A 26,011-nucleotide genomic window follows, 5' to 3' on the forward strand; every position below is an offset into this window, starting at 1 on the left:
AAGGCCGTCTCCACCATGAATGGCGGCACCGGACCGAATTCGCATATGCCGTACGGGTGGTTGAACTGTGCGCATATGCCTGATGGATTGTGCGGGAGCGAACAGGGGCGAGAGGGGAGGGACGGAGGAAGAAGTCCGATATCCGCCGGTGCGCGACACGGCCTTACGGTCGGATGGGGGCCATGACTGCTCAGCGGAACGGCACGGCCGTGACGGCGTCCGTGCGGGTACTGACCGGGATGTACGCGGCCGAGGTGGAGTACCTCGCGGCGGGCGGCCCCGGCCGTGCCTCCTTCGACCTGCTCGCGCCCTACTTCTCGCCCGAGGTGGTCCTCCACCAGGCAGCGGGCCTGCCGTACGGCGGGACATGGCGCGGCCACGACGGGATGGCACGGTTCTTCCTCGCGATGAGCCGGACGTGGGAGGTCTTCGCCATCGAGCGGCAGGAGTTCCTCGCCACGGGCGCGACGGCGGTGGTGCACAGCGACATCCGCGCACGGGCCCGCGCCACCGGCCGGGAACTCGACTTCCCGATCCTCCAGACGGTCACGGTCAGGGACGGACGGATCAGCGAGGTCCGGCCGTTCTACTGGGACACGGCGCGGATCGCGGAGGCGTGCGCGGCGCCGCAAGGGGCGTAGCCCGCGTCAGGGAGCGTAGCCCGAGAGGATCCTGCCGTCGTGGGTGGCGGAGAACAGCGCGCCGCCCACGTACAGGGGAAAGCCCAGGGTCTCCCGTTCGTCGTACTTCGTGACCCCGGACGGCAGGGGGATTTCCTTCTGGCGGTAGGAGTCGATGTCGTTCTCCGTGGACCTGCCCCACATGTCGAAGCGGCCGACGGCCAGGACCCGCTTGCCCGCGAGGGCCAGCGCCACCGTGTCCTGCGGGGCGCCGTAGCGCCACAGGCGCTTTCCGGTGCGCCAGTCGAAGGCCGTCGTGGAGTGCGTGACCGGGTCGTCGGGGTCGGCGTTGGCGGTGACCACCACCAGGACGTCCGCCTCGCCCACGACCGGGGGCAGCGCGGGCTCCAGGCCGGGAGCCAGGGTGCGGCGCCGGGCGAGGGTCGTGGGGTCGAGCTCGCGGACGCCGGGGGTGCCGTACTCCCAGCAGACGACCGAGGAGCGGTGGACCAGGAGGCCGTAGCAGGACTCGTCGGGCGCCCGGCGGGTGACCTCGCCGTTCTTGGTGGAGAGCGCCAGGATGCCGTGGCTCTCGATCGCCGCGTACACCTTGCCGTCCTTGACGAGCAGCGCGTGCTGGACCTTGGCGGGCAGGCGGGGCGACGTCCACAGTTCGCGGCCGTCCTTCGCGCGGCGGGCGCGCACATGGGCGCGGCTCGACCCCGTCGCCTCGTCGGCGAAGCCGAACTCGGCGGTGTAGACGACCCCGTTCGCGTACGTCACACCCATCACCGCCGTGTCGCTCGCCGCGGGCTTGCGCCAGCGTTCGGTGCCCGAGGCGAGGTCCACCGCGATCAGGCCGCGCTCGCTGGGCACGAAGACGCGCTCGCCGTCGCTCTCGGGCGGCAGCTCCTGGGCGCCCTGGAGGCTGTCGGCCGCGGCGGGGAAGCCGCGGGACGTCCAGCGGTGGCGTCCTGTCGCCGCGTCGAGGGCCGTGGCGGCGCCCTTGCCGTCCCGGCACACCAGCGTCGACGCGACCAGGACGCAGCCGTTGCCCAACTCGTCCAGGCCCTTCGGGCGCGCCACCGACCAGGGCTTCCAGCCCTTGGGGCGGGCGGTGGCGCGGGCCGTCGCCGCGCCGAACTCGCCGGAGTGGCCCGGGTTTCCGTACTCCGTGACGATACGGGTGGCGTTGTTGCCGTTGCCGTCGTCGGAGCCCTGGGAGCCGTCCGAGCCACCCGGGCCGCCTGAACCGTTCGCGTCGCCGGGACTGTCGGACACGGAGGCGGAGGGCCGGCCGCCCGCCTCGGTCCCGCCGTTGTCGCCTCCGCCGCCCCCCTCGCCGCCCGCAATCAGCACCGCCGCCACGGTCACCACGGCCGCCACCGCCGCCGCACCGGCGAGCCACCACTTGCGGCGCCGGAGCGGCCCCTGCCGGGACCGCTCGGGTTCCGGGGGTGTGAGCGGGGTGGGGGGAGGCGTCCGGGGCGCGGGCGGCAGCGGCGTCGGAGGCCGCGGGGTGCCACCGCCACCGGCCCCGCCCGCGCCGGTCGCCGTGTCCGCCTCCGCCGACGAGCGCCGGGCCGCCTCGCGCTCGCAGCGCTCCACCGCCTCGCGGTGCTCGGCGAAGAGGGACAGCACCGGCGCGGGCCACGGCACGGAGATCCCGGCCGTGCCCGCCCGGTGTCCGCCGTCGCGCGCCAGGCGGTCGGCGAGCTCCGTCGCCGTCGGCCGCTCGCCGGGTGCCCGGCGCAGGCACTCGGTGATCACGTCACGCAGGCCGTCGGGTACGTCGGAGAGGTCCGCGTCGCCCTGCGCGATACGGAAGATCACCGAGGCCAGTTCCTGGTCGTCGAACGGGCCCCGGCCCGTCGCCGCGAAACAGAGCACCGCGCCCAGCGTGAAGACGTCCGACGCGGGGACCACCGCGTGGCCGCCCTCGATCTGCTCGGGCGCCATGAACCCGGGCGTGCCCACGACCATCCCGGCCGTCGTCAGCGCCGTCGCGTCGAAGGCCTGCGCGATGCCGAAGTCGATGAGGGTGGGGCCCTCGGGGGTGAGGAGGACGTTGCCGGGCTTGAGGTCGCGGTGCAGGACCTGCGCGGCGTGCACGGCGGCGAGCGCGCGGGCCAGACCGGCGCCGAGCGCGCGCACCGCGTCGACCGGCAGCGGCCCGCAGCGCCGGACCGCGTCCGCGAGCGAGGGCCCGGCGACGAACTCCGTCGCGAGCCACGGGACTTCGGTGTCCGCGTCCCCGTCGAGCAGCGCCGCCGTGCCCGCCCCCGCCACCGCGCGCGCCGCCGCGATCTCCCGGCGGAACCGGATCCGGAACTCCCGGTCGATGTCCAGGTCGGGACGGACGGTCTTGACCGCGACGAGCGGCGCGCCGGGCCGCGGCGCGCGGGCCAGATAGACCTCGCCCATGCCGCCCGCGCCGATCAGGGCGAGCAGCCGGTAGGGGCCGACCAGCCGCGGCGGTCCGGACAGGGGGTCGAGCACGGCATCTCCAAAGGGTGCTGAGAGCGCGGGAGTTGTGGGCCCAAAAGGTCAGGAGGGCGGCCCAAAGGTCAGGAGGGCAGCGCGACCGAGACGACCGTGCCCTGGTCGTACACGATCGTCGCGACCCCGCCCAACGGGAGCACCGTCGGCGGCTTCGGCTGGTCGGCGATCACCGTGCCGGTGTCCTGCGGCGGCTTCGCGTCGCGGTTGCCGGGGGCGCCGGGGACCCGCAGGGAGCGGACCTTGCCCGCCGCGGTCAACGGCACGGTGCGCAGCGTGGAGTTGTCGGCGGTCAGCGCGCGGTCGCCGATGACCAGCGCGCCCGAGGAGACCGGCCGGTCGATGACGTACTCGACGACGGAGAACGGCTCCTTGCGGGCGATCCTGCCGTTCTTCGGGTCCGCCACCAGCAGCTTCGCGCCCGCCGTGTCGTAGGCGAGGGCGGCGCCCGGGGCGACCGCGCTCACCACGATGTCCGGGGCGGGATACCCGTCGGCGCCGACCGGCGGGGCCTTGAAGCCGAACGTGTCCTTCACGGCCAGGGTGCGGGCGTCCAGACGGCTCACCCGGGTCTGCGGATCGTCGGTCGGATCGTCGAGGTTGCCGATGCTGCCGAGTACGTGGGTGCAGAGGATCTGGTCGTCGGCCGCTTCGGCGGTGCCGCGGGAGTCGGCCATCAGGGAGCGGCACTGGCGCTTGTCCTTGACGGTGCCCACGCGCTTGCCCTTCTTCTCGTCGATCGCGATGACGCCGTCCTTGGAGTGCGCGTAGACGAGGCCGTTGTGGGCGAGATCGGCTCCGTAGGCGCCCTGTTCGGCCTTGGAGAGGGACTCGGTGCTCAGGTCGTACGTCCACACCGGGTCGCCGCCGCGCGCCAGCGGGTACGCCTTGGCCACGGCGCCGATCGCCTCGGACGTGTCCTTGTAGGTGCCCTCCGAGGACACGATCAGGTGGTCGTCGGTGAGCACGGCGGAGGCGACCTTCTTGCCGGCCGGGGCACCGGCCGTCCACCGCACGTCGCCGTCGGCGGAGTCACGGACCTGGACGCGCCCCTTGTACGCGATGACCGCGGTCCCGCCGCGCACCTGGGGATCCACTTCGTCGCCCGGCATGAAGAACGCGCCGGTCGGCCCGATGTACGCCTCCGCGCCCGCCCCCTCGTCCTCCCTTGAGCGGCCGTCCGACGTCCACAGGCGGTGGCCGTCGACGGCACTGCGCGCCTCGTACGTCCCGTTGGTCAGCAGGCATACGACGGCCTCGGTGTCGGCGGCGCAGTTCATGGGCGCGTGAGCGAACTTGGCGCGCCACGGCTTCCAGTTCTCGGGACGCTGCGCCGCGTACTGCGGGACCAGGCCGCTGCGGTCGGCGGTCCCGGACGCGGTGACGCCGGCGGTGGCGACGAGCCGGGCCGGCGAGACGGAGGGCTTCGCCGCCCCGGGGGACTTCGGCCCGCCCGCGGCGTCACCGTCGTCCGTGCCGCTGCCGCTGCTGTCCGAGCCGGACCCGGGCCCGGAGCCCGCATCCGACCCCGAGTCGGGCCCGCGCAGCGCGAGCAGCCCGCCCACGACGGCGCCGACCACGGCCACGGCGACCACGGTGAGGACGGCGCCGCGACGGCCGGGACCGCGCCGGGGAGGCGGGGATGTCGGGGGCGTCGGGGGTGACATCGGCGGCGCGGCCGAGCTCATGGTGGGCAGGCCGTGCACGGGCAGGGCGTGCGCGGGCGGCTCCGGGGCCTCGGGGGCGGGCGCCTGCGGGTCGAGCGCCGTCGGGGTGCGCGTGGGTGTCCGGGTGGGGGTCCGCGCGGCGGGGTGCGCAGCGCCCGTGGGTGCCGGGGGCAGGGGCAGCAGCGGGTGGCCCGTGGCGCACAACTGCTCGGTGTGGCGCCGGACTTCGGCGATGTCCTCGATGACGGTGCCGGGCCAGCCCGCCCCGGTGACCGTGCCGTTGTCGGCCGTCTCCTCGGCCTCGTCCCGCAGGGCCGTGAGCCGCTCCGCCACCTCCGTGGGGTCCGGACGCCGCCCCGGCTCCCGCGCCAGGCACGCGGACAGCAGCTCCCGCAACTCCTCGGGCACGTCGTCCAGCCGGGCCTCGGCCTGCGAGATCCGGTACAGGACCGCCGCCACCGGGCCGTCCCCGAACGGATCGTCGCCGCAGGCCGCGTACGCGAGGACGGAGGCCAGGCAGAAGACGTCGGACGCGGCCACGACGTGGCGGCCGCCCGCCACGTGCTCGGGGGACATGAAGCCGGGCGTGCCCACGAGCAGGCCCGTCGAGGTCATGGTGGTCGCGCCGAGCGCGCGGGCCACGCCGAAGTCGATGAGTTTGGGTCCTTCCGCGCCGAGCAGCACGTTCGCGGGCTTCAGGTCGCGGTGCAGGGCGCCCGCCGCGTGCACGGCGGTCAGCGCTCTGGCCACACCGGCGCCGAGCGCGGCGACGGCGGAGACGGGCAGCGGGCCGTGCCGCCGGACCGCCTGGGCGAGGTGGGGCCCGGCGACGTACTCCGTGGCGAGCCAGGGCTGTGCCGCGTCCGCGTCGCCCGCGACGAGACGGGCCACGAAGGGGCTGTCGACGGACTGCGCGACGGAGATCTCGCGCCGGAACCGGGCGCGGAAGGCCGCGTCGCCCGCGATGTCCTTGCGGATCGCCTTCACGGCGACGAGCGCGTCCGGGTCGTAGGGGCTGCCGGGCTCGTGGGGGCCGCCGATCTCGTGGCGGTCGGGCGTGGCCAGGAACACCTCGCCCATGCCGCCCGCGCCGAGCCTCGCCAATGTCTCGTACGGGCCTATGCGCAGGGGAGAGGACTCCCGTAACTGCCCGATCATCCGGCCGCCCCCGATGCTGTTGTCCGCCGACCATTTCTGTCATGCCCAGGCTGGTTGCAGATTACAGCGACCGGGCCTGCCGGGGCGGTGTGTTGCCACCATTGCGCGGGGCGCCGAATCCGGTGTCGAGTGGGGGCATGGCCGACCGTGCGAACCCGATCGTCACCACCGCCGGGGGGCCCGTGCGCGGCGAGCGCCGGACCAGTGGCGTCCGCTTTCTCGGCATCCCCTATGCCGCCCCGCCCGTCGGCGCCCTCCGGTTCGCCCCGCCCGCCCCGCCGGGCCCGTGGACCGAACCGCTGGACGCCACCGCGTACGGACCGACGGCCCAGCGCCGCGGCTTCGGCGAGGGCGCCACCATTCCCGAGCCGTCGGTCCCCGGCGCGGGCACCCTCAACCTGAACGTCTTCACACCCGCCGCCGACGCGGCGGCGGCCCTCCCCGTCCTGGTCTGGATCCACGGCGGCGGATACGTCGCCGGGTCCGCGGCCAGCCCCTGGTACGACGGGTCCGCGTTCAACCGCGACGGCGTCGTCCTCGTCTCGCTCGGCTACCGGCTCGGCATCGAGGGCTTCCTGCACCTGGCCGACGCTCCGGACAACCGGGGCGTGCGTGACTGGATCGCCGCCCTGGAGTGGGTGCGCGACAACATCGCGGCCTTCGGCGGCGACCCCGCCAAGGTCACCGTCGCGGGACAGTCGGCGGGCGGCGGCGCCGTCCAGACCCTGCTCGCCGCGCCCGCCGCCCGGGGCCTCTTCCGCGGCGCGATCTCCATGTCCGGCGCGATGATGCGGCCGCAGGAACGCCCGGTGGGCCTCGCCGTCTCCGAGCTGTTCACACGGCGCACCGGCCTGCCCGCCACGGCCGCGGCACTGCGGGACCTCCCCGACGCGCGACTCCTCGACCTCCAGGACGCGATGACCGCCCCCGGACCCGGCAGCGAGGAACTGCCCGGCCTCCTTCTCGCGCCCTTCGCCGACGGCGATTCGGTGCCCCGGCCCGTCCTCGACGAGCTCACCGCGGGCGACCCGGCCGCCGACGTGCCGCTGCTGCTCGGCTTCACCCGGCACGAGTTCACCTCGTTCGGCGGGCAGGACCTCACCGACCTTGTCTTCCGCAGGCCGAACCTCGCCGTCGCCGAGGCCCGCGCCGCCCGCCGGCGCCCCACCTGGCTCTACGAGTTCCGCTGGCCCTCGCCCGTCCCAGGACCCACCCGGGACCTCGCCTTCCACTGCCTCGACCTGCCGTTCGCCTTCGACCTGCTCGGCGCCGAGGGGGTCGCCGCCGCCGCGGGCGACGCCCCGCCGCAGGCCTTGGCGGATGCGATGCACGCGGCCTGGGTCGCCTTCGTCCGCGACCTCGACCCCGGCGGCGGCTGGCCGCGCTACACCCCGGAGCGGCGCGCCACCCGCCTCTGGGACGCCGAACCCCGCCTCGCCGATGACGCGTTGGGGACGGAACGGGTGGCCTGGTTCGGCTGATGTGCGCCCCGTGCGCCGTGGTTGGAGAGGGCGGGCACGGCTACCGTCGATGCGAGCCGTCGCCCCGCACACGTACACCTGCCCGCACACGCCGTACGAAGCTCCCAGACGCCGTACGAAGGTGGAGACCGTGAAGGCAATCCGTCGATTCACCGTACGTCCCGTTCTTCCCGAACCCCTTGCCCATCTCGCGGAGTTGGCGCACAACCTGCGCTGGTCCTGGCATCCGCGCACCCGCGACCTCTTCCGTGCCGTCGAGCCGCGGCTCTGGGAGGCGTCCGGGTGCGACCCGGTCAGGCTCCTCGGCGAGGTGCCGCCCGCGCGGCTCGCCGAGCTCGCCGGCGACACGGACTTCCTGCGGCGGCTGCGGGAGTCCGCCGACGAGCTGCGGGAGTACGTCACCGGGGAGCGCTGGTACCAGGAACAGGCCCGCCACGATGGTCAACTGCCCCGCGCCGTCGCCTACTTCTCGCCGGAGTTCGGCATCACGGCCGCCCTGCCGCAGTACTCCGGCGGCCTCGGCATCCTCGCCGGGGACCACCTGAAGGCCGCCAGCGACCTCGGCGCCCCGCTCATCGGCGTCGGACTGCTCTACCGGCACGGCTACTTCCGCCAGTCGCTGTCCCACGACGCCTGGCAGCAGGAGCACTATCCGGTCCTCGACCCGAACGAGCTGCCCGTCGCCCTGCTGCGCGAGGCCGACGGCACCCCCGCCACCGTGGCGCTCGCCCTGCCCGGCGGGCGCGCGCTGCGGGCCCACGTCTGGCAGGCGCAGGTCGGGCGCGTGCCGCTGCTCATGCTCGACTCCGACGTCGAGGAGAACGACCCCGGCGAGCGCGACGTGACCGACCGGCTCTACGGCGGCGGCAGCGAGCACCGGCTGCTGCAGGAGATGCTCCTCGGCATCGGCGGCGTCCGCGCCGTCCGCGCGTACTGCCGCCTGACCGGCCACCCTGAGCCCGAGGTGTTCCACACCAACGAGGGCCACGCGGGTTTCCTCGGCCTCGAACGCATCCATGAACTGGCGCTGCGCGACGTCGAGTTCGACACGGCCCTCGAGTCCGTCCGGGCCGGCACCGTCTTCACCACCCACACACCCGTCCCCGCGGGCATCGACCGCTTCGACCGCGAGATGGTCGCACGGCACTTCGGGCCCGGCGCCGAACTGCCTCGCGTGGACGCGGCGGACGTCCTGCGGCTCGGCATGGAGACCTACCAGGGCGGCGAGCCGAACGTCTTCAACATGGCGGTCATGGGCCTGCGCCTGGGCAGCCGCGCCAACGGCGTCAGCACCCTGCACGGATCGGTGAGCCGCCAGATGTTCGCGGGCCTGTGGCCGGGCTTCGACGCCGACGAGGTGCCGATCACCTCCGTCACCAACGGCGTGCACGCCCCGACCTGGGTGGCCCCCGAGGTGTTCCGCCTCGGCGCCCGCCAGATCGGTGAGCGGCGCACCGAGGACGCGCTCTCCGTCGGTGGCTCCGACCGGTGGGACGCGGTCGCCGACATCCAGGACGCCGACATCTGGGAGCTGCGCCGCACCCTGCGCGAGCAGCTGGTCCACGAGGTCCGCCGGCGCCTGCACGACTCGTGGCGCCAGCGCGGCGCCGCCACCGCCGAGTTGGGCTGGATCGACGGGGTGCTCGACCCCGACGTCCTCACCATCGGCTTCGCCCGCCGCGTCCCCTCGTACAAACGCCTCACGCTGATGCTGCGGGACCGCGACCGGCTGATGGAGCTGCTCCGGCACCCCGAGCGGCCCGTGCAGATCGTCGTCGCGGGCAAGGCGCACCCGGCGGACGACGGCGGCAAGCGGCTCATCCAGGAGCTCGTCCGGTTCACCGACGACCCGCGGGTGCGCCGGCACATCGTGTTCCTGCCGGACTACGGCATGGCGATGGCGCAGAAGCTCTACCCGGGCTGCGACGTGTGGCTGAACAATCCGCTCCGGCCCCTGGAGGCGTGCGGCACGAGCGGCATGAAGGCGGCCCTGAACGGCTGCCTCAACCTCTCCGTCCTGGACGGCTGGTGGGACGAATGGTTCGAGCCGGACTTCGGCTGGGCCATCCCGACCGCGGACGGCTCCGCCACCGACGACGACCGCCGCGACGACCTGGAGGCCGCCGCCCTCTACGACCTCCTGGAGCGCCGCATCGCGCCCCGCTTCTACGAACAGGGGCCAGGCGGCCTGCCCGACCGCTGGATCGAGATGGTCCGCAGGACCCTCACCCGGCTCGGTCCGAAGGTCCTCGCGGGCCGCATGGTGCGCGAGTACGTGGAGACGCTGTACGTGCCCGCCGCGCGGGCCCACCGGACGCTCGACGTCCCGGCCGCGGGGGAGCTCGCCGCGTGGAAGGCCCGGGTCCGCTCCGCCTGGCCGCGGGTCGCCGTCGACCACGTCGAGGCGTCGGCGAGCGGCGCCACCGCCGAACTGGGCGCCACGCTCTCGCTGCGCGTGCGCGTGCACCTCGGTGAGCTGACCCCCGACGACGTGGAGGTCCAGGCCGTCGCGGGCCGCGTCGACCCGGAGGACCATCTCGCCGACGCGTCCCCGGTGCCGCTGAAGCCGGTCAGCGGGCCCGACGGGGAGGGGCGGCGGGTGTACGAGGGGCCGCTGGCGCTGGACCGTACGGGGCCGTTCGGCTACACGGTACGCATTCTGCCGGCGCACCGGCTGCTGAGCGGCGGGGCAGCGGAGTTGGGCCTCGTCGCGGTTCCCTCCGAGGCGACGGGGGAGGAGGCGGGGGTTCTGATGCGGTGAGAGGGGGGCGGCGGAATGAGGGCACCTCCGTTCCCGCTCCCACTCCCGTTCCCGGTCGCGTGCCGGGGCCGCGACGATCCAGAATGCGTCCATGACACTGAGTTCCGATGTGGCCGCGTTGCTGGCGGAGGCCGGCATCGTGGACGTCGACGTGGACGATGCCGTCGCGGACGAGCATGTGCGAACGTCCGCGTACCTCCGCGTCATCTCGGTGATCGCCGCCTCGCAGAACCGCGACCGGGACCGGGCGATCGTGGCCACGATCCTGCGCGACCCCGACGAAATGGGGTCCAGGACGGCGGTGGTCGCCTTCGTGGACGAGATGGCCTGTGAACTGTCCGGTCCCGACGAGTTCCGGCGGTGGGCGGATGACGTACTGCCGGAGACCGAACGGCTCAAGACGGAGTCGTTCCGCGAGTTCATCCGCCGCCGCGTCCACGACTGGCTGCTTCACCTGTCCGTCAGGGACGGCCACGTGCCGGCGCCGGACGAGCTCGCGGAGGTCACCGACTGGATGCAGCGCCATCTCGCCGAGTTCTCGAGGTCGCCGGAGGCGCTCGCCGTCGTCGCCGGGTCGGCCCGTACCAGGAAGACCCGGAACATCGCGAAGAACCGGGCCGACAGCCGCGAGCTCAGAACGGAATGAGCCGGTAGTGGCTGTCCTGGAGAGCGGCTGTCCTGGAGCAACGGAAAAGCGGCACCCGGGGGGAGGAAGGCCCCCCGGGCGCCGCCCCGGTGAAGAGGGTTACTTGACGTTCACGCCGGCCCAGGCCGCGTCCACGCCCTTGTACTCGGCGGAGTCCGCGCCGTACAGGTCCGTCGCGGCCTTCAGCGTGCCCTCGCGGGCCGCCTTGTAGTCCGTGGTGGACGTGAAGTACGTCGTCAGGGCCTTGAACCAGATCTTCTCGGCCTTGTCGCGGCCGATGCCCTCGACCTTGGAGCCGTCGGCGGTCGGGGAGTCGTACTTGACGCCGTTGATCTCCTTCGCGCCGCTGCCCTCGGACAGCAGGTAGAAGAAGTGGTTGGCGATGCCCGAGGAGTAGTGGACGTCGACGTTGCCCGCGTCCTCGCTCCAGCTGTCCAGGGACTGGCCGTCCTTGGAGGGCTTGTCCATGTAGCGCAGCGGGGAGCCGTCGCCGTTGATGTCGATCTTCTCGCCGACGAGGTAGTCGCCGACGTCCTCGGGGTTCTTGGCGTTGAACTCGACGCCCGCCGCGAAGATGTCGGAGGTGGCCTCGTTGAGGCCGCCGGACTCGCCGCTGTACTCCATGTTGCCGGTCGCCGAGGTGACGCCGTGCGACATCTCGTGGGCCGCGACGTCGATCGAGGTGAGCGGCTTCTTGTCGCCCTCGCCGTCGCCGTACGTCATGCAGAAGCAGCTGTCGTCCCAGAAGGCGTTGACGTAGCCGTTGCCGTAGTGGACCCGGGAGGTCGCGCCCTTGCCGTCGCCGTTGATGCCGCTGCGGCCGTGCACGGACTTGTAGTAGTCCCAGGTGAGCTGGGCGCCGTAGGCGGCGTCGACGGCGGCGGTCTGCGCGTCGTCCGGCTTGCCGGTGCCCCACGTGTCGTCGTCGTCCGTGACGAGCTTGCCCTCACCGCTCTGCGAGTGGTTCAGGTCGAACGTCTTGTGGCCGCCGCGCGAGTCGTCGGTCAGCTCGAAGCCGCTGCCGCCCTTCTTCGTGCCGAGTTCGACCTTGCCGCTGTACTGGCTGGTGCCGGTGCCGTTCTCGATGGCCTGGTACTGGTACAGCTTCTTGCCGGTGGCCGCGTCGGTGATGACGTGCAGTCTGCTGGGCGTGCCGTCCTTCTGCACGCCGGTGACGACGGTCTCGTGCGCCAGGACGGGCTTGCCGGAGGCGGCCCAGATCACCTTGCGGGGCGACTGTGCGTCGGCCTTGGCGGTCTTCGCCTTCGCGGCGGTCGACTCGGCGGACTTGGCGACCGAGCCCTTGGCGAGCTTCGCGTCGGTGGTGGCGACCTTCACGGTGGCCTTGGTGGCCTTCGTGACGCCCTTGACCTTGCCGCTCTTGGCGGTGTGCACGACGAGGTCGCCGCCGAGGACGGGCAGTCCGTCGTAGGTGCGCTCGTAGCGGGTGTGCGTGGTGCCGTCCCGGTCCTTGACGACGTCGCGGACGACCAGCTTCTCCTTGGCGCCGAGGCCGATCGCGTCGGCGGTGGCGGCCTTGTCGGCGTTCGCGTCCTGAAGGAGGTCCGCGCGGGCCGTCGCCGAGAGGGCGGCGGGGGCGCCGGAGGGCGCGGCGGGCTGGGCGGAGGCGCCGGTGGTCAGTCCGGCGGTGAGAAGCGCTCCGGCGGCGACAGCGGTCGCGATGGCCAGGGTCGAACGCTTACGGGATATGTGGGGGGTCACGCAGGCTCCTTCTGTGGGGGGCCCAGGTGGCATGGGGGACTACCCGGGCATGAAAGATGCGGTGCGGGTGTGGTTCTTGTTGTGGTGCGAGGGAAGAGTGTCATTCGAGCCAGGTACATGTCAGCCCCTGGCTGGATGTTGGCCGGAAATCGTCCGTTGAGCGATGGTCAACGTACGCAATGCGAACAGGCGGTGAAGTGAGCACGGGGGCAGACAAACGCGCCGCCCCGGGGAGTTGAGTCACCCGGGGCGGCGCCGTGCAGGTCGGCCCTCAGCAGGTCAGGGGCCGGATGGTGCGCATGGATCTACGGGAAGGTGACCTTCCAGCTGTTGATGTAGCCGGTGTCCTGACGGGCCACGTCCTGCACCCGCAGCTTCCAGGTGCCGTTGGCCACCTCGGACGACGCGTTGACCGTATAGGTCTCCTTGACGTTGTCCGCGGAGTCCGAACTGCTGGCCGCCTTCAGGGGGTAGACCGACCCGTCGGGGGCGAGCAGGTCGACCTTCAGGTCACCGCGCCAGGTGTGCACGATGTCCACGCCGACCTTCAGCGCGCTCGGCGCGTTGCCGGTGCGGCCGGTCACGTTGACCGAGGAGGTCACCGCGGCGCCGGCGTCCGGGATGTTGACGTCCGTGGTGTTCTCGAACGAGGTGCCGGGCTGCTCGCCGCCGGGACGGCTGCCCACGTTCACCGCCGCCCAGGCGTTCGCCACGGCCGTGTACTCGGGGCTGGTGGTGCCGTACAGCTCACCGGCCGCCGCGAGCGTCCCGGTGCGGGCCGCCGCGTAGTTGGTGGTCGTGGTGAACTTCGTGGTGAGCGCCTTGAACCAGATCAGCGACGCCTTGTCACGGCCGATGCCCGTGACCGGCAGGCCGTCGGAGGTCGGCGAGTCGTACTGGACGCCGTTGATCTCCTTCGCGCCGCTGCCCTCGCTCAGCAGGTAGTAGAAGTGGTTGGCGACACCCGACGAGTAGTGCACGTCGACGTTGCCGATGCCCGAGTACCACGAGTCCTTGGACGCGCCGTCCTTGCTCGGCTTGTCCATGTACCGCAGCGGGGTGCCGTTGCTGTTGATGTCGATCTTCTCGCCGACGAGGTAGTCGCCCTTGTCCTGCGCGTTGTTGGCGTTGAACTCGACGGCCGCGGCGAAGATGTCGGAGGTGGCCTCGTTCAGGCCGCCGGACTCGCCGCTGTACGTCATGTTGCCGGTCGCGGCGGTGACGCCGTGCGTCATCTCGTGGGCCGCCACGTCGATGGACGTCAGGGGCTTGGCGTTGCCCGAGCCGTCGCCGTACGTCATGCAGAAGCAGGAGTCCTGCCAGAACGCGTTGACGTAGTTGTTGCCGTAGTGGACCCGGGAGTACGCGCCGACGCCGTCACCGCGGATGCCGGTGCGGCCGTGCACGTTCTTGTAGTAGTCCCAGGTGAGCTGGGCGCCGTAGGCGGCGTCGGCGCCCGCGGTCTCCGCGTTGGCGGCCTGGCCGTTGCCCCAGATGTCGTCCGGACCCGAGAAGAGGGTGCCGGTGCCCGAGGTGCCGCGGTTCAGGTTGTACGTCTTGTGGTTGCCGCGGCCCGAGTCGGTCAGGTTGTACGAGGAGCCCGACTGGACGGAGCCGACGGTCACCTGGCCGCTGTACTGCGTGTTGCCCGTGCCGTTCTCGACACCCTGCCACTGGAAGAGCTTCTTGCCGGTGGCGGCGTCCGTGATGACGTGCAGCTCGTTCGGGGTGCCGTCGTGCTGCAGCCCGCCGACCACGGTCTCGTACGCGAGGGTCGGCTTGCCCTCGGCCATCCACACGACCTTGCGCGGCGCCCGGTTCGCGTCGGTCTTCTTGGAGCCCTCGGCCTTCGCGGCGCCGAGCGCCTGCTTCTCGGCCGTCGACGCCTTGATGTCGGCGCTCACGTCGACGCCCTTGAGCTGCGCCTTGGCGGCCTTGGTGACGCCCTCGGTCTGCCCGGACTTCGCGGTGTCGACCACCAGGTCGCCGCCGAGGACGGGCAGGCCGTCGTAGGTGCGCTCGTAGCGGGTGTGGACCGTGCCGTCACGGTCCTTGGCGACGTCGCGGACGACGAGCTTCTCCTTGGCGCCCAGGCCCAGGTCCTTGGCGGTGTCCGCCTTGGTGGCGTTGGCGTCGCGGATGAGCTCCGCGCGCTGGGCGGGGGTGAGCTTGGCGGCCAGGGCGCCGGGGTCGACCTTGCCGAGCTTCTGGGCCTGGGGGGCCGGCGCGGCGGCCGGGTCGGCCGAGGCGGGACCCGCCTGGACGGCTACGGCCAGGAGAGCGGCGACGGCGGAGAGCGCACCGGCGGCGGTCGCACGGGTGCGGACCGAACGAGTGCGGGAGGTGCGTCTGTGGGAGGTGCTTCTCAACACGGACTCCTTCTGCGCGGCCGCGGGTTGCGCGGCCAGAGCTACCGGGCAGCTGGATCGCCGTCCGGGCAGAACAAGGCGGAACGCAGAACTGGGCGGTGCACACAAGGCGTTGCACGGGCATTGCGTGAGAGAAACCGCCGCGTTGTTGAAAGCCGTGCGGCGGTCGAGGGGAAGAGTGGCACCGGAGGACCACTGTTGTCAGGTGCGCATCAGTAGTTGGCCGGATTCAGTCCGTTGGTCGGTGGCGCGCGTTCGGTATGCGGAGTCGGGGCCGGGGGCCTCGGCCGAGGGTGCGCAGGGCCCCGCGCGGGCGGCGGGCGCGGGCCCGGTCCGGTGCCGCGCGGCGGTGCTGTGTCGAGGCTTTCCGCCCCCTTTGCCAGGGGGTTCGCCACTCCGGTACGGCCCGGCGCGCCCACGGGCCGACCGCACGTGAGGACGCCGTACGCCACGCTGTTCGAAAGCGGTACGCGGCACCGTGATCGGCGAGGTGTGGCTGTATTTCGCCGGTGGTCCAGTCCTGTGCGGTGTGGGGTGTGCGGGGATCTCGCGACCGGACGGGGCGGAAAGGAGGAGAAGGAGGCGGGGGTCGTCTCACTCCCGGCCGGTTTTCCGCGCCCGCGGATCGATCCACAACGCCTTGCCAACCGCGCACAGTTCGCCCCGCGCCGTGGCCACCGCCACGCCCATCGTGTGCTTGCGGCCCGCCTGCGCCGTCGGCCAGGCGTACGTGATGTGCTCCTCACCGGTGCGTACGGGACGCAGCAGCGTCGCGGTCAGGGAGGCCGTCACCGCGCCGGGGCGCAGGGAGCCGACGTGGACGCCCGCCCAGGCCGTCGGGCAGTCGAGGGCCGCCCAGAGCACCTCGTCCCGCAACAGGCCCTGCCCGTCGGCGAACGCGGGGTGCGGTGTCCAGGCCGTCGCCACCACGTCACGGCCGGGCACCCGCATGCAGTGCTGGCGCAGCCCCTGGTCCGGCGGCCGTGTCCCGCAGCCGAAGCAGTCGACCGAGGCGCCGTCCTCGGCGAGACCCGTGAGGCCGGCGGCGAGGAAGGCCTCGGTCGCCGCCACGGCCTGCGCGAGGGACGGCACCTTTGGCACGCCGGCCGCGGCCACGGCGGGAGCGGGCGTCGCCGTCGCGAGCACCGTGCCCGCGGAGTCCGTCAACCGGGCGCCCCCGCGCGCGAGTTCGGCCAGGCGGACGGCCGCGTCCACCGGGGTCGGGGCCCGGAAGTCCACCCGTACCGTCCCGGCCCCCGCGCGTGCGGCGAGCAGCCCGGCGACGTATCCGCCGAAGGCCACGCCCGGGTACCCCTGGCAGGACGGCGGGACGGTGAGGATCTCGCCCGCGTCCGCCCCGCCTGCCCGCAGTTCCGTGTCCGTGTCCATGTCCATGTCCATGTCCATGTCCATGTCCATGTTCACGGTCCTGTCCATCGGTAGGGCCGTCTCCCTGTCCGTGCCGCCCATGTCCTCAGCCCACCACACTCTCCCGCCAGGCCCGGTGGAGATCGGCGAAGGAGCCGCTGCCCGCGACGAGTTCGCCGGGGCTGCCGTCCTCGACGATCCGGCCGTGCTCCATGACGAGCACCCGGTCGGCGATCTCCACCGTGGAGAGCCGGTGGGCGATCACCACGGCCGTGCGGCCGCGCAGCACGGTGTGCATGGCGCGCTGCACGGCCCGCTCGCCCGGGATGTCAAGGGAGCTGGTCGCTTCGTCGAGGATCAGCACCGCCGGGTCGGCGAGGAGGGCCCGCGCGAAGGCCACCAGCTGCCGCTGGCCCGCGGAGATCCGGCCGCCGCGCTTGCGCACGTCGGTGTCGTACCCGTCGGGGAGCGCCATGATGAAGTCGTGGGCGCCGATGGCCTCGGCGGCGCGCTCGATCTCCTCGCGGGTCGCGTCGGGCCTGCCGATCGCGATGTTCTCGGCGACGGTCCCGGAGAACAGGAACGCCTCCTGGGTCACCATCACGACCCCGCGCCGCAGTTCGGCCCCCGACAGCTCCCGCAGGTCGACGCCGTCCAGGAGGACACCGCCCTCCGTCGGGTCGTAGAAGCGGGCGAGCAGCTTGGCCAGCGTGGACTTGCCCGCGCCGGTGGAGCCGACGACCGCGACGGTCTGCCCCGCGGGCAGTGTCAGGTCGAAGCGGGGCAGCACCTCGCCGCCGGTGCGGTAGGCGAACCGCACGCCGTCGAACCGCACTTCGCGGCCCGGGTGCTCGGACGCCAGGGCGGGCAGCGGGCGCGCGAGGGACGCGTCGGGCTCGGGCACGGTCGGCGTCTGGGCGAGCAGCCCCGCGACCTTCTCCAGGGACGCGGCCGCCGACTGGTAGGAGTTGAGGAACATGCCGAGCCGGTCGATCGGGTCGTACAGGCGCCGCAGGTACAGCACGGCGGCGGCCAGCACGCCGAGTGCGAGCCCGCCGTCCGCGACCCGGTGCGCGCCCCACAGGACGATGCCCGCGACGGCCGTGTTGGCGACGAGCCGCGAGCCGACCACGTAACGGGCCATCTCCAGCATCGCGGCGCCGTTGGTCCGCTCGTGCCGGCGGTTGAGCACGCCGAACTCCGCGTCGTTGCTCCGCTCCCTGCGGAAGGCCCGCACCGGCCGGATGCCGTTCATGGTCTCCGCGAACTTCACGATGACCGCGGCGATGGCGGTCGAGCGGTCGCGGAACAGAGCGCCCGCGCGCCGCTGGTAGCTGCGTACGAGGAGGTAGAGCGGCACGAACGAGGCCACCGCCACCGCGCCGAGGCTCAGGTCGAGCCAGAGCAGCATCACCGAGATGTAGACGAAGGACAGCAGCACCGTCATGAGCTCCTGGAGCCCCTCGTTGAGCAGTTCGCGCAGCGACTCGACGTCGGTGGTGGAGCGGGAGATGAGCCGTCCCGAGGTGTACCGCTCGTGGAAGTCGACGCTGAGCGCCTGCGCGTGCCGGAAGATGCGGCCGCGCAGATCCAGCAGTACGTCCTGGCTGACGCGGGCGGAGGCGATGATGAACGCGTACTGCAGCGCGCCCGACGCGGCCGCGCAGCACAGGTAGCCCACGCCGACGGCGATCAGCGGGCCGTAGTCGTCGGCGCGCACGGCGGGTACGCCGCTGTCGATGGCGTACGCGACGAGCAGCGGCCCGGCCTGCACGACGGCCTGCTGCACGAGGAGCAGCACGGCGGCGAGCGTGACGCGGCCGCGCAGCGGGGAGAGCAGCGAACGCAGCAGCGCGCGGGTCGCCCCCGGGGCCGTGGGCAGCTCGTCCTTGTCGAAGGGGTCGTCGGGCGCGGCCGGCCCGCCGGGCAGCTCCGGCTCTTCGGATTCGGCGGATTTCTCACGTACGGATGCCGACGAGGTCATCGGGCAGCCTCCTCGGCGGGGTGGCCGGTGGTCGAGTGGGGGGCATCGGGGTGCGGGGCATCGGGGTGCGGATGGCTCCTGCCGGAGCCGGCGTCGGCGTCCTGGCGGCTGCCTTGGGCGTGCTGGTGGCCGCCGGTGGGGCCGGTGACGCGGTCCGAGTCGTCGTCCGCGCGCCTTTCGTCGGTGCCGGTGCCGGTGCTGGTGCGGGAGTCGTTGCCGGAGTCGTTGCCGGAGCCGGAGCCGGAGTCGGAGTCGGAACGTGGGCCGGAGGCCGGGCGGTTGCCGTGGTCCTCGCCCTCCGAGAGACCGTCGTCGGCGTCCCCGTCCGGGCGCACCGCCTCCGCGCCGGACATCAGCCAGGCGTACTCCGCGTTCTCCCGCAGCAGTTCCTGGTGCGTGCCCACCGCGGCGACGCGGCCGCCCGAGAGCAGCGCGACCCGGTCGGCGAGCAGGACCGTCGAGGGGCGGTGGGCGACGATCAGCGCGGTCGTGTCCGCGAGGACCCGGCGCAGCGCGGCCTCCACCAGCGCCTCCGTGTGGACGTCGAGGGCGGACAGCGGGTCGTCCAGGACCAGGAAGCGGGGCCGGCCCACCACCGCGCGGGCCAGGGCGAGGCGTTGGCGCTGGCCGCCCGAGAGGCTCAGGCCCTGCTCGCCGACCTGGGTGCCGGTGCCCTGCGGCAGGGCGTGCGCGAAGTCGGCCTGCGCGACGTCGAGCGCGCGGCGCAGCTCGTCGTCGCCCGCGGTCTCCTCCGCGCCCATCAGGACGTTCTCGCCGACGGTCGCGGAGAACAGCGTCGGCTCCTCGAAGGCGACGGCCACGAGCGTGCGCAGCCGCTCACGGTCCATCGCCGTGATGTCCTCGCCGTCCAGCGTGATGCGGCCGCCGGTCGTCTCGTGCAGCCTCGGCACGAGCGCGGTGAGCGTCGTCTTGCCGCTGCCGGTCGTGCCGACGATCGCCATGGTCTCGCCGTGCCGCACGTGGAGGTCGATCCGGTCGAGGACCGGGGGCGCGTCCGCCGGCGCGTCGGGGTATCTGAACTCCACGCCGTCGAAACGGAGTCCACCGGAACCGTCGAAGCCCTTGCCGGGGGCGGGAACCGAGGCAGAGGCGGAAGCGGACGCAGAGGCAGGCGCAGGCGCAGAGGCGGAGGCCGAGGCGGAGACGGCACCGGAGACCGGGGCAGCGGCGGCCGCGACCGCCCCCTCCTCCGGCTCCGCGTCCATCACCTCGAAGTACCGTTCCGTGGCCGTCGCCGACTCCTGGCTCATCGCGATCAGGAAGCCGATCGACTCCACCGGCCAGCGCAGCGCGAGCGCCGTCGACAGGAAGGCGACGAGGGTGCCCGCCGACAGGCCGCCGTCCGCGACCCGCACCGTGCCGAGCACCAGCGCCGCCCCGATCGCGGCCTCGGGGAGCGCCATGATCACGGCGTAGATCGCGGCGAGGATCCTCGCCTTTACCATCTCGGTGCCGCGCAGCGTGCGTGACAGCTCGCGGAACGCCCGCGCCTGGCTGCGGTGGCGCCCGAACCCCTTGATGATGCGGATGCCGAGCACGCTCTCCTCGACGACGGTCGTCAGGTCACCGACCTGGTCCTGCGCGCGCCGCGCCACGGCGGTGTACCGGCCCTCGTAGTACGCGAGGACGAGCACCATCGGCGCCACGGGCGCCAACAGCACGAGGCCGAGCGTGAAGTCCTGGCCGAGCAGGATGATCACGCCGACCAGGATCGTCGCGCCGTTGACCAGCAGGAACGTCAGCGGGAAGGCGAGGAACATGCGCAGCAGCATCAGATCCGTGGTGCCGCGCGAGAGCAACTGCCCCGATGCCCACCGGTCGTGGAACGCCACCGGGAGCCGCTGCAGGTGGCGGTAGAGGTCCGCCCGCATCGACGCCTCGACGCTCGCGAGGGGCCGGGCGACCAGCCACCGCCGCAGCCCGAAGAGGAGCGCTTCCGCGACGCCGAGCAGAAGCAGCAGCAGCGCCCCCAGCCACACCCCGGTCGGGTCCCGGTCGGCCACCGGACCGTCCACCATCCACTTCAGTACGAGGGGGAACACGAGCCCCGTACAGGAGGCGACGATCGCGACAATTGCCGCGGTGATCAGGCGAGTCCGGACCGGGCGCACGTACGGCCAGAGTCGCAGCAGTGTCCGTACGGTGGACCGATCCTTGGCAGGGGCATCTGATTTCGGCATCAGGAGCGAGCCTACGGATCGCCACTGACAGAGCCCACCGAGTTTTCCGCTCGGCAGAGTGCGGTCGTGGCGCGGTCATGGCGCCCGGACGTCGTCCTGATGGACCTGCGCACGCCCGGCGGCAGCGGCGTCCCCGCGATCTCACCGATCCCCCCGATCCCCCCGATCCCCCCGATCGAGGCGGGCGCGACGGGCTACCTCCTCAAGGACGCCCCGCGCGAGGAACTGTTCACCGCGGTCCGGGCCGCCGCCGAGGGCCGCACAGTCCTGTCGCCCGTCGTCGCCCCCCGGCTCGTCTCACGCGTGCGTGCCCCCGGCAACGAACCGCTGAGCACCCGTGAGAGGGAAGTGCTCGCGCTCGTCGCCGAGGGCACGTGAACCGTGCGATCGCCGTCGGCCTCTTCACCGGCGAGGCCACGGTCACGACGCATCTCACCCACCTCTACGGCAAGTCGGGCGTCAAGGACCGGGCCGCGGCCGTCGCGACGGCGTACAGCCGAGGCATCCTCGGCTGACGTCCTAGGCCTGCTGCCAGAGCGCCGGCACGTTCGGCGGCTCCCAGCCCGGCTGCGCCTGGTGCCCCTGCAGGCACCGGTAGGTCGAGCCGCCGTAGGTGACCGAGTCGCCCGCCGCGTACACCTTGCCCGCGGCCCACGTGCCGCCCGGCTCGGGGTCACCCGGGCCCGGGTCGCCGCCGCCCGTGGTCTTCAGCGTCAGGGCGAACTGCTGGAGCAGCGGGTTGATCGGCTGGTGGAAGGTCGTACCGCCGCTGGAGCAGTCGCCCGAACCGCCCGAGGTGACCCCCTGTGCCTGGCTCCCCGAGATGTAGGAGCCGCCCGAGTCGCCGGGCTCGGCGCAGACCGTCGTCCTGGTCACCCCGCTGATGGTGCCCTCGGGGTAGGTGACGCTGGTGTTGTGCTGCGAGATCGTGCCGCAGTGCCACCCCGTAGTGGAGCCGGAGCGACAGATCGACGCACCCACCGGGGACTGCGTGGAGCCCCCGACGCCGATCCGCTGCCCGCCCTGGCCCTTCACGTACGGGGTGGCGGTCCACTGGGAGTTGGTGGCGACCCAGGCCATGTCCCTGCCGGGGAAGATGGACGCCTGGAACGTGCCCTGGGCCACCTGGTTGTAGCCGCTGGTCGCGGTGCCCGCGCGCCCGCAGTGGCCCGCCGTGGCGAAGCCCTGCTGGGTGCCCTTGGTGATCGGGAAGCCGATGGAGCAGCGGCCGCCCATGTAGTACGCCTCGCCGCCCACGAGGTCGTACAGCGGCCTCGGCCGCTCCGCGCTCTTCCGGACGCGTACGAGGGAGGAGTCCAGGCCCGCCGCGGAGACCAGGGACGCGGCCGCCGCGGTGCGCACGGCCCGCACGACGATCCGGTTGGAGCGCACGTCGACGTACCAGACGGGCGCGTCACGCGTCGCCGTCTTGCGGGCCGCCTTGTCCAGCGCCGCCTTGGCCGCGTCCAGTCGGGTGAGGGAGTGCTCGACGACGTCGGCCCGCGCGCCCCGCGCCTCGATCGCGGGGACGTCGGCGGCGTCGGTGGTGGCGACGGTCAGCTTCGCGGACGTGGTGCCGTGCACCCAGGCACCCGCGAAGTCGCGGCCGAGCGCGTTGCGCAGGGCTCCCGCGACGGCGCCGGCCTCGGCCTCGTTGACCAGACGGGCCTCGGCCTGCGCCGCCGTGAGGCCGAGATCGCGCTGCATGGCCTTCAAGACTCCGGGAGAAGTCTTGTCGACGGCGGCGCTCTCGGCGGGGGAGAGGGACGGGGAGGCGGGATCGGTCTGTGCGGATGCGGCACCGGGCAGTCCGGCGAGGACCAGGGTGCCGGCCGCGGCGACCGCGGCACACGCCGCGGCGAGGCGTCTGTGATGGGTGGGGAGCATACGAGGTCTCCTCGGGCTGCCGGGGACGAGCGGGGATCGCCCATACCGTAGAAGCCTCAACTGCCCGTCAGCAGCTGTCAGTCGACCCCCGTCCCCGGCGTTATGGAACCCGCCGGCCCCGGCGCCGTGGAGCCGCCGCCGAGGTGTCGCGCCGGCGCCGCTCAGGGCGCCGAGAGCCACGCCGTGTAGCTCTCGCTGCGTGTCGCGGCCTCGGCGTGGGCGGCGCGGGCCTGTGCGAAGACGGCGGCCGCGGTGTCGTGGGCGGGCGCCGCCGGATGCCAGCCGAGCAGGTGCCGCCAGTACAGCGGCGCCCCCGCGAGCGGCCGGGTCACCAGGCCGGGCGTCGGCGGGAACGTCGCCCGGCAGAGCCCCACCGCCCGTCCCACCTGCACCAGATGGACGCACGAGGCGACGTCCGTCTCGTACACCCGCGTCGGCGTGAACCCCGCCCGCGCGCAGGCCGCGGAGAAGCAGTCCGCGAAACACCCGTCGCCCGGCACGTCCGTCCACGCCTCGTCCGCGAGGCGCGCCAGGTCGATCTCCTGCGCGTCGGCCAGCGGATGGCCGGTGGGCAGCATCACGAAGACGGGGTCGCGGGCCACCTCACGCCACACGAGCAGCTCGCTCTCCGGCGGCGTGCTCGCCCCGCACGTGCCCACCAGCGCGAAATCGAGGCGCCCCGCCGCCGTGCGCGCGGCGATCTCCCGCTCGGACCAGGAGGTGTGGGTCGTCACGGACACCCCCGGGTACGCGGCGGCGAGCCGGTCCACCAGGGCGCCGAGCAGCGGCCCGTGGATGCCGCCGAGCCGGAACCCCGTACCGCCCTCCCAGGCCTGCGCGAACCGCTGCGCCTCCTCCCGCAGCCCGCTCACCGCCGGCAGTACGACCCTGGCCCGCGCCAGCACGAACTCCCCGAGCGCGGTGGCCCGCACGCCGTGCCGCCCCCGCTCGAACAGCTCGCCGCCCAACGCCCGCTCGATGCGCTTCAACTGCGCGCTGAGCGCGGGCTGAGCGAGCCCGAGCGCGGTGGCGGCCTTGGTCAGGCTGCCCGCGTCGGCGATCGCCCTGATCGTCTTCAGGTGCCGCAACTCCAGGTCCATGAGGTGAGCTTGGGGTCACCCCGGGGCCGGGGCAAGACTCAGGTCCGGACCAGAACTGATCATCCGGGCCCACCGGGTCCCCGGCCGCCGCTCACCCGCAGCAGCAGCACCGACCGGCCCGCCACCGGCACCGCGTCACCCGCCCGGTGCACCGCGCAGGGCGGCCCGCTCTGGTCCTCGAGGGACGTGTCCACCACCACCTCGTAGGCCTCGGCCCACGGCGGGCCCGGCAGCACGAACGCCGTGGCCTCGTCCGCCGCGTGCAGCACCGCGAGGAAGCTGTCGTCGAGGATCGGCGCGCCCCGCTCGTCACGGCCGGGGATGTCGCGTCCCGACAGATACATGCCGAGCGTCGCCGTGGGGGCGTACCAGTCGGCCTCCACCATCTCCACGCCGCTCGCCGTGAACCACGCAAGGTCCCGCAGCCCGTCCGCCGAGTGCGCGCGGCCGGAGAAGAACGCCCGTCTGCGCAGCACCGGGTGACGGTGCCTCAGCTCGATCAGGCGCGCGGTGAGCGCGAACAGCTCCCGCCACCCCGGCTCCTCGCGCAGCCCCCAGTCGACCCAGCTGATCTCGTTGTCCTGACAGTAGGCGTTGTTGGAGCCGCCCTGCGTACGCCCCATCTCGTCGCCCGCGACCAGCATCGGCACCCCGGTGGAGAGCAGCAGCGTCGTCATGAGGTTGCGCAGCTGGCGGCGGCGCAGCGACGCGATGTCCGCGTCGGCCGTCTCGCCCTCGGTGCCGCAGTTCCAGGACCGGTTGTCGTCGGAGCCGTCCCGGTTGCCCTCGCCGTTGTCCTCGTTGTGCTTGCGCTCGTAACTGACCAGGTCCCGCAGCGTGAACCCGTCGTGCGCCGTCACGAAGTTCACCGACGCGTACGGCCTGCGCCCGCCCCACGCGTACAGGTCGCTCGACCCCGAGAGCCGGTACCCCAGATCGCGCACGTCGGGCAGCGCGCCGCGCCAGAAGTCCCGCACCGCACCCCGGTAGCGGTCGTTCCACTCCGTCCACAGCGGCGGGAACGCCCCCACCTGATAGCCCCCGGACCCCACGTCCCACGGCTCGGCGATCAGCTTCACGCGCCGCAGCACCGGGTCCTGCGCGATCACCGCCAGGAACGGCGAGAGCATGTCGACGTCGTGGAAGGAGCGGGCGAGCGCCGCCGCGAGGTCGAAGCGGAAGCCGTCCACGCCCATCTCCGTCACCCAGTACCGCAGGGAGTCCGTGATCAGCCGCAGCACGTGCGGCTGGACCACCTGCAGCGTGTTCCCGCACCCCGTGTAGTCCGCGTACCGCCGCGCGTCGTTCTGCTGCAGCCGGTAGTAGCCGCGGTTGTCGATGCCCTTCAGGGACAGCATCGGGCCGAGCTCACCGGCCTCCGCCGTGTGGTTGTAGACGACGTCGAGGATGACCTCGATGCCGGCCTCGTGCAGCGCCCGCACCATCCGCCGGAACTCGCCGACCTGCTCGCCGCGGGTGCCGGACGCCGCGTACGCCGCGTGCGGGGCGAAGTAGCCGATCGAGTTGTAGCCCCAGTAGTTCTTCAGGCCCCGGCTCAGCAAGTGGTCCTCGTGCGCGAACTGGTGCACCGGCAGCAGCTCGACCGCCGTCACCCCCAGGCGCACGAGGTGGTCGAGCGCGGCCGGGTGCGCGAGGCCCGCGTACGTGCCGCGCAGCCGCTCGGGCACCCCCGGGTGCAGTTTGGTGAAACCCCGCACGTGCAGCTCGTAGATGACCGAGTCCGCCCACGGCGTCTTGGGCCGCCGGTCGTGCGTCCACTCGTCGTCGGGCGCGTCGTCGTGCACGACGACGCCCTTGGGGACGTACGGCGCCGAGTCCCGCTCGTCGCGGACCGTGTCCGCCACGTGCTGCTGGGGCCAGTCGCGCACGTGCCCGTACACCTCGCCCGGCAGCCGGCCGTAGTCGTTGCCCGCACCGGCGTCCACCGCGCGCGCGTACGGATCGAGAAGCAGCTTCGCCGGGTTCCACCGGGCGCCCGTCCAGGGATCCCAGCGGCCGTGCACCCGGTAGCCGTACCGCTGCCCGGGGCGCACACCCGGCACGAAGCCGTGCCAGATCTCGTGCGTCAGCTCGCTCAGCGCGCACCGCGTCTCGACGACCCTGGCGCCCACCGTGTCGAAGAGACACAGCTCCACCGCCTCCGCCCCGCCCGCCCACAGCGCGAAGTTGGTCCCCGCCACGCCGTCGGGCCCCACCCGGAAGCGGGCACCGAGCGGGGTCGGCGTGCCGGGCCACACGGCCCGCGCCGGCGCGGGCCCCGGCGCCGCCCTGCCCTTCCCGTTCACCGTCGGGGCAGGCCGCCGGGCCGTGCCGCTCCCCATCGCCCGCGCCTTTCGCACTGTCCCCTGCTCGGGTGCGCTCGACACCTGTCAGCCTCCCGCGGCTCGGTCGGTCGACGCGCGAAGAAGGGCGTGCGGCATCCCGGCCGCGGCTCCCCCTGCGTCGTCCTCCCCACTGTCCTCCCCACTGTTCTGCCCACCGGGTGCGTCGCACTCACGTTTCCCCGGCAGGGGGACGGTCGTTGGGT

At 73.2% G+C, this 26,011-nt stretch carries 14 protein-coding genes and 1 pseudogene; 5 read left to right on the forward strand and 10 right to left on the reverse strand.

Annotation, left to right across the window (positions count from 1 at the left end; all coding sequences use genetic code 11):
• Positions 1 to 173: 173 nt before the first annotated feature.
• A complete protein-coding gene (locus ACZ592_RS31765; protein ID WP_471585140.1) occupies positions 174 to 641 on the forward strand; it encodes a nuclear transport factor 2 family protein in 468 nt (155 codons plus the stop codon).
• 6 nt (positions 642 to 647) lie between these two features.
• Here ACZ592_RS31765 and ACZ592_RS31770 read toward each other — a convergent pair whose 3' ends face one another.
• Positions 648 to 3,119: a protein kinase domain-containing protein gene (locus tag ACZ592_RS31770; RefSeq protein WP_471585141.1), complete on the reverse strand. Its 2,472-nt coding sequence runs from the start codon at positions 3,117 to 3,119 to the stop codon at positions 648 to 650.
• A 68-nt stretch (positions 3,120 to 3,187) separates the two neighbouring features.
• On the reverse strand, positions 3,188 to 5,944 hold the full coding sequence (locus tag ACZ592_RS31775; RefSeq protein ID WP_471585142.1) for a serine/threonine-protein kinase: 2,757 nt from the start codon (positions 5,942 to 5,944) through the stop codon (positions 3,188 to 3,190).
• Positions 5,945 to 6,081: 137 nt separating this feature from the next.
• On the opposite strand from ACZ592_RS31775, the gene ACZ592_RS31780 reads away from it, so the two are divergent.
• The 3 genes from ACZ592_RS31780 to ACZ592_RS31790 all read left to right on the forward strand — a co-directional run bounded on the left by ACZ592_RS31780 (position 6,082) and on the right by ACZ592_RS31790 (position 10,832).
• A complete protein-coding gene (locus tag ACZ592_RS31780; RefSeq protein WP_471585143.1) occupies positions 6,082 to 7,425 on the forward strand; it encodes a carboxylesterase/lipase family protein in 1,344 nt (447 codons plus the stop codon).
• 130 nt (positions 7,426 to 7,555) lie between these two features.
• Complete coding sequence (glgP, locus tag ACZ592_RS31785) at positions 7,556 to 10,186, forward strand: alpha-glucan family phosphorylase (RefSeq protein ID WP_471585144.1); 2,631 nt, start codon at positions 7,556 to 7,558, stop codon at positions 10,184 to 10,186.
• A 91-nt stretch (positions 10,187 to 10,277) separates the two neighbouring features.
• The gene (locus ACZ592_RS31790) at positions 10,278 to 10,832 is read left to right on the forward strand and encodes a hypothetical protein (RefSeq protein ID WP_471585145.1); all 555 of its coding nucleotides are present in this window, start codon (positions 10,278 to 10,280) and stop codon (positions 10,830 to 10,832) included.
• Between the two features lie 99 nt (positions 10,833 to 10,931).
• On the opposite strand, the gene ACZ592_RS31795 is transcribed toward ACZ592_RS31790, so the two are convergent.
• From ACZ592_RS31795 to ACZ592_RS31815, 5 genes are all read right to left on the reverse strand, one after another.
• On the reverse strand, positions 10,932 to 12,554 hold the full coding sequence (locus ACZ592_RS31795) for a M4 family metallopeptidase (RefSeq protein ID WP_471585146.1): 1,623 nt from the start codon (positions 12,552 to 12,554) through the stop codon (positions 10,932 to 10,934).
• Between the two features lie 305 nt (positions 12,555 to 12,859).
• Positions 12,860 to 14,926 (reverse strand): M4 family metallopeptidase, encoded by a 2,067-nt coding sequence (locus ACZ592_RS31800; RefSeq protein ID WP_471585147.1) that lies wholly within the window; start codon positions 14,924 to 14,926, stop codon positions 12,860 to 12,862.
• 591 nt (positions 14,927 to 15,517) lie between these two features.
• A complete protein-coding gene (locus ACZ592_RS31805) occupies positions 15,518 to 16,360 on the reverse strand; it encodes a PaaI family thioesterase (RefSeq protein WP_471585148.1) in 843 nt (280 codons plus the stop codon).
• A 37-nt stretch (positions 16,361 to 16,397) separates the two neighbouring features.
• The gene (locus ACZ592_RS31810) at positions 16,398 to 18,275 is read right to left on the reverse strand and encodes an ABC transporter ATP-binding protein (RefSeq protein ID WP_471585149.1); all 1,878 of its coding nucleotides are present in this window, start codon (positions 18,273 to 18,275) and stop codon (positions 16,398 to 16,400) included.
• On the reverse strand, positions 18,272 to 20,476 hold the full coding sequence (locus tag ACZ592_RS31815) for an ABC transporter ATP-binding protein (RefSeq protein ID WP_471585150.1): 2,205 nt from the start codon (positions 20,474 to 20,476) through the stop codon (positions 18,272 to 18,274). The genes ACZ592_RS31810 and ACZ592_RS31815 overlap by 4 nt, the downstream gene beginning before the upstream one ends.
• A 168-nt stretch (positions 20,477 to 20,644) precedes the next feature.
• Here ACZ592_RS31815 and ACZ592_RS31820 point away from each other — a divergent pair.
• Positions 20,645 to 20,991: pseudogene (locus ACZ592_RS31820) on the forward strand (LuxR C-terminal-related transcriptional regulator); the annotation flags it as partial.
• Between the two features lie 4 nt (positions 20,992 to 20,995).
• Here ACZ592_RS31820 and ACZ592_RS31825 read toward each other — a convergent pair.
• The 3 genes from ACZ592_RS31825 to glgX form a co-directional block, all read right to left on the reverse strand.
• The gene (locus ACZ592_RS31825; RefSeq protein ID WP_471585151.1) at positions 20,996 to 22,363 is read right to left on the reverse strand and encodes a carbohydrate-binding protein; all 1,368 of its coding nucleotides are present in this window, start codon (positions 22,361 to 22,363) and stop codon (positions 20,996 to 20,998) included.
• A gap of 161 nt (positions 22,364 to 22,524) precedes the next feature.
• Entirely contained in the window at positions 22,525 to 23,463 is a 939-nt protein-coding gene (locus tag ACZ592_RS31830) for a LysR family transcriptional regulator (RefSeq protein WP_471585152.1), read from the reverse strand.
• 59 nt (positions 23,464 to 23,522) lie between these two features.
• Positions 23,523 to 25,850, reverse strand: a complete 2,328-nt coding sequence (gene glgX, locus ACZ592_RS31835) for a glycogen debranching protein GlgX (RefSeq protein ID WP_471585153.1) — start codon at positions 25,848 to 25,850, stop codon at positions 23,523 to 23,525.
• Positions 25,851 to 26,011: the final 161 nt, after the last annotated feature.

This window comes from Streptomyces sp. NPDC040622, assembly GCF_055593965.1.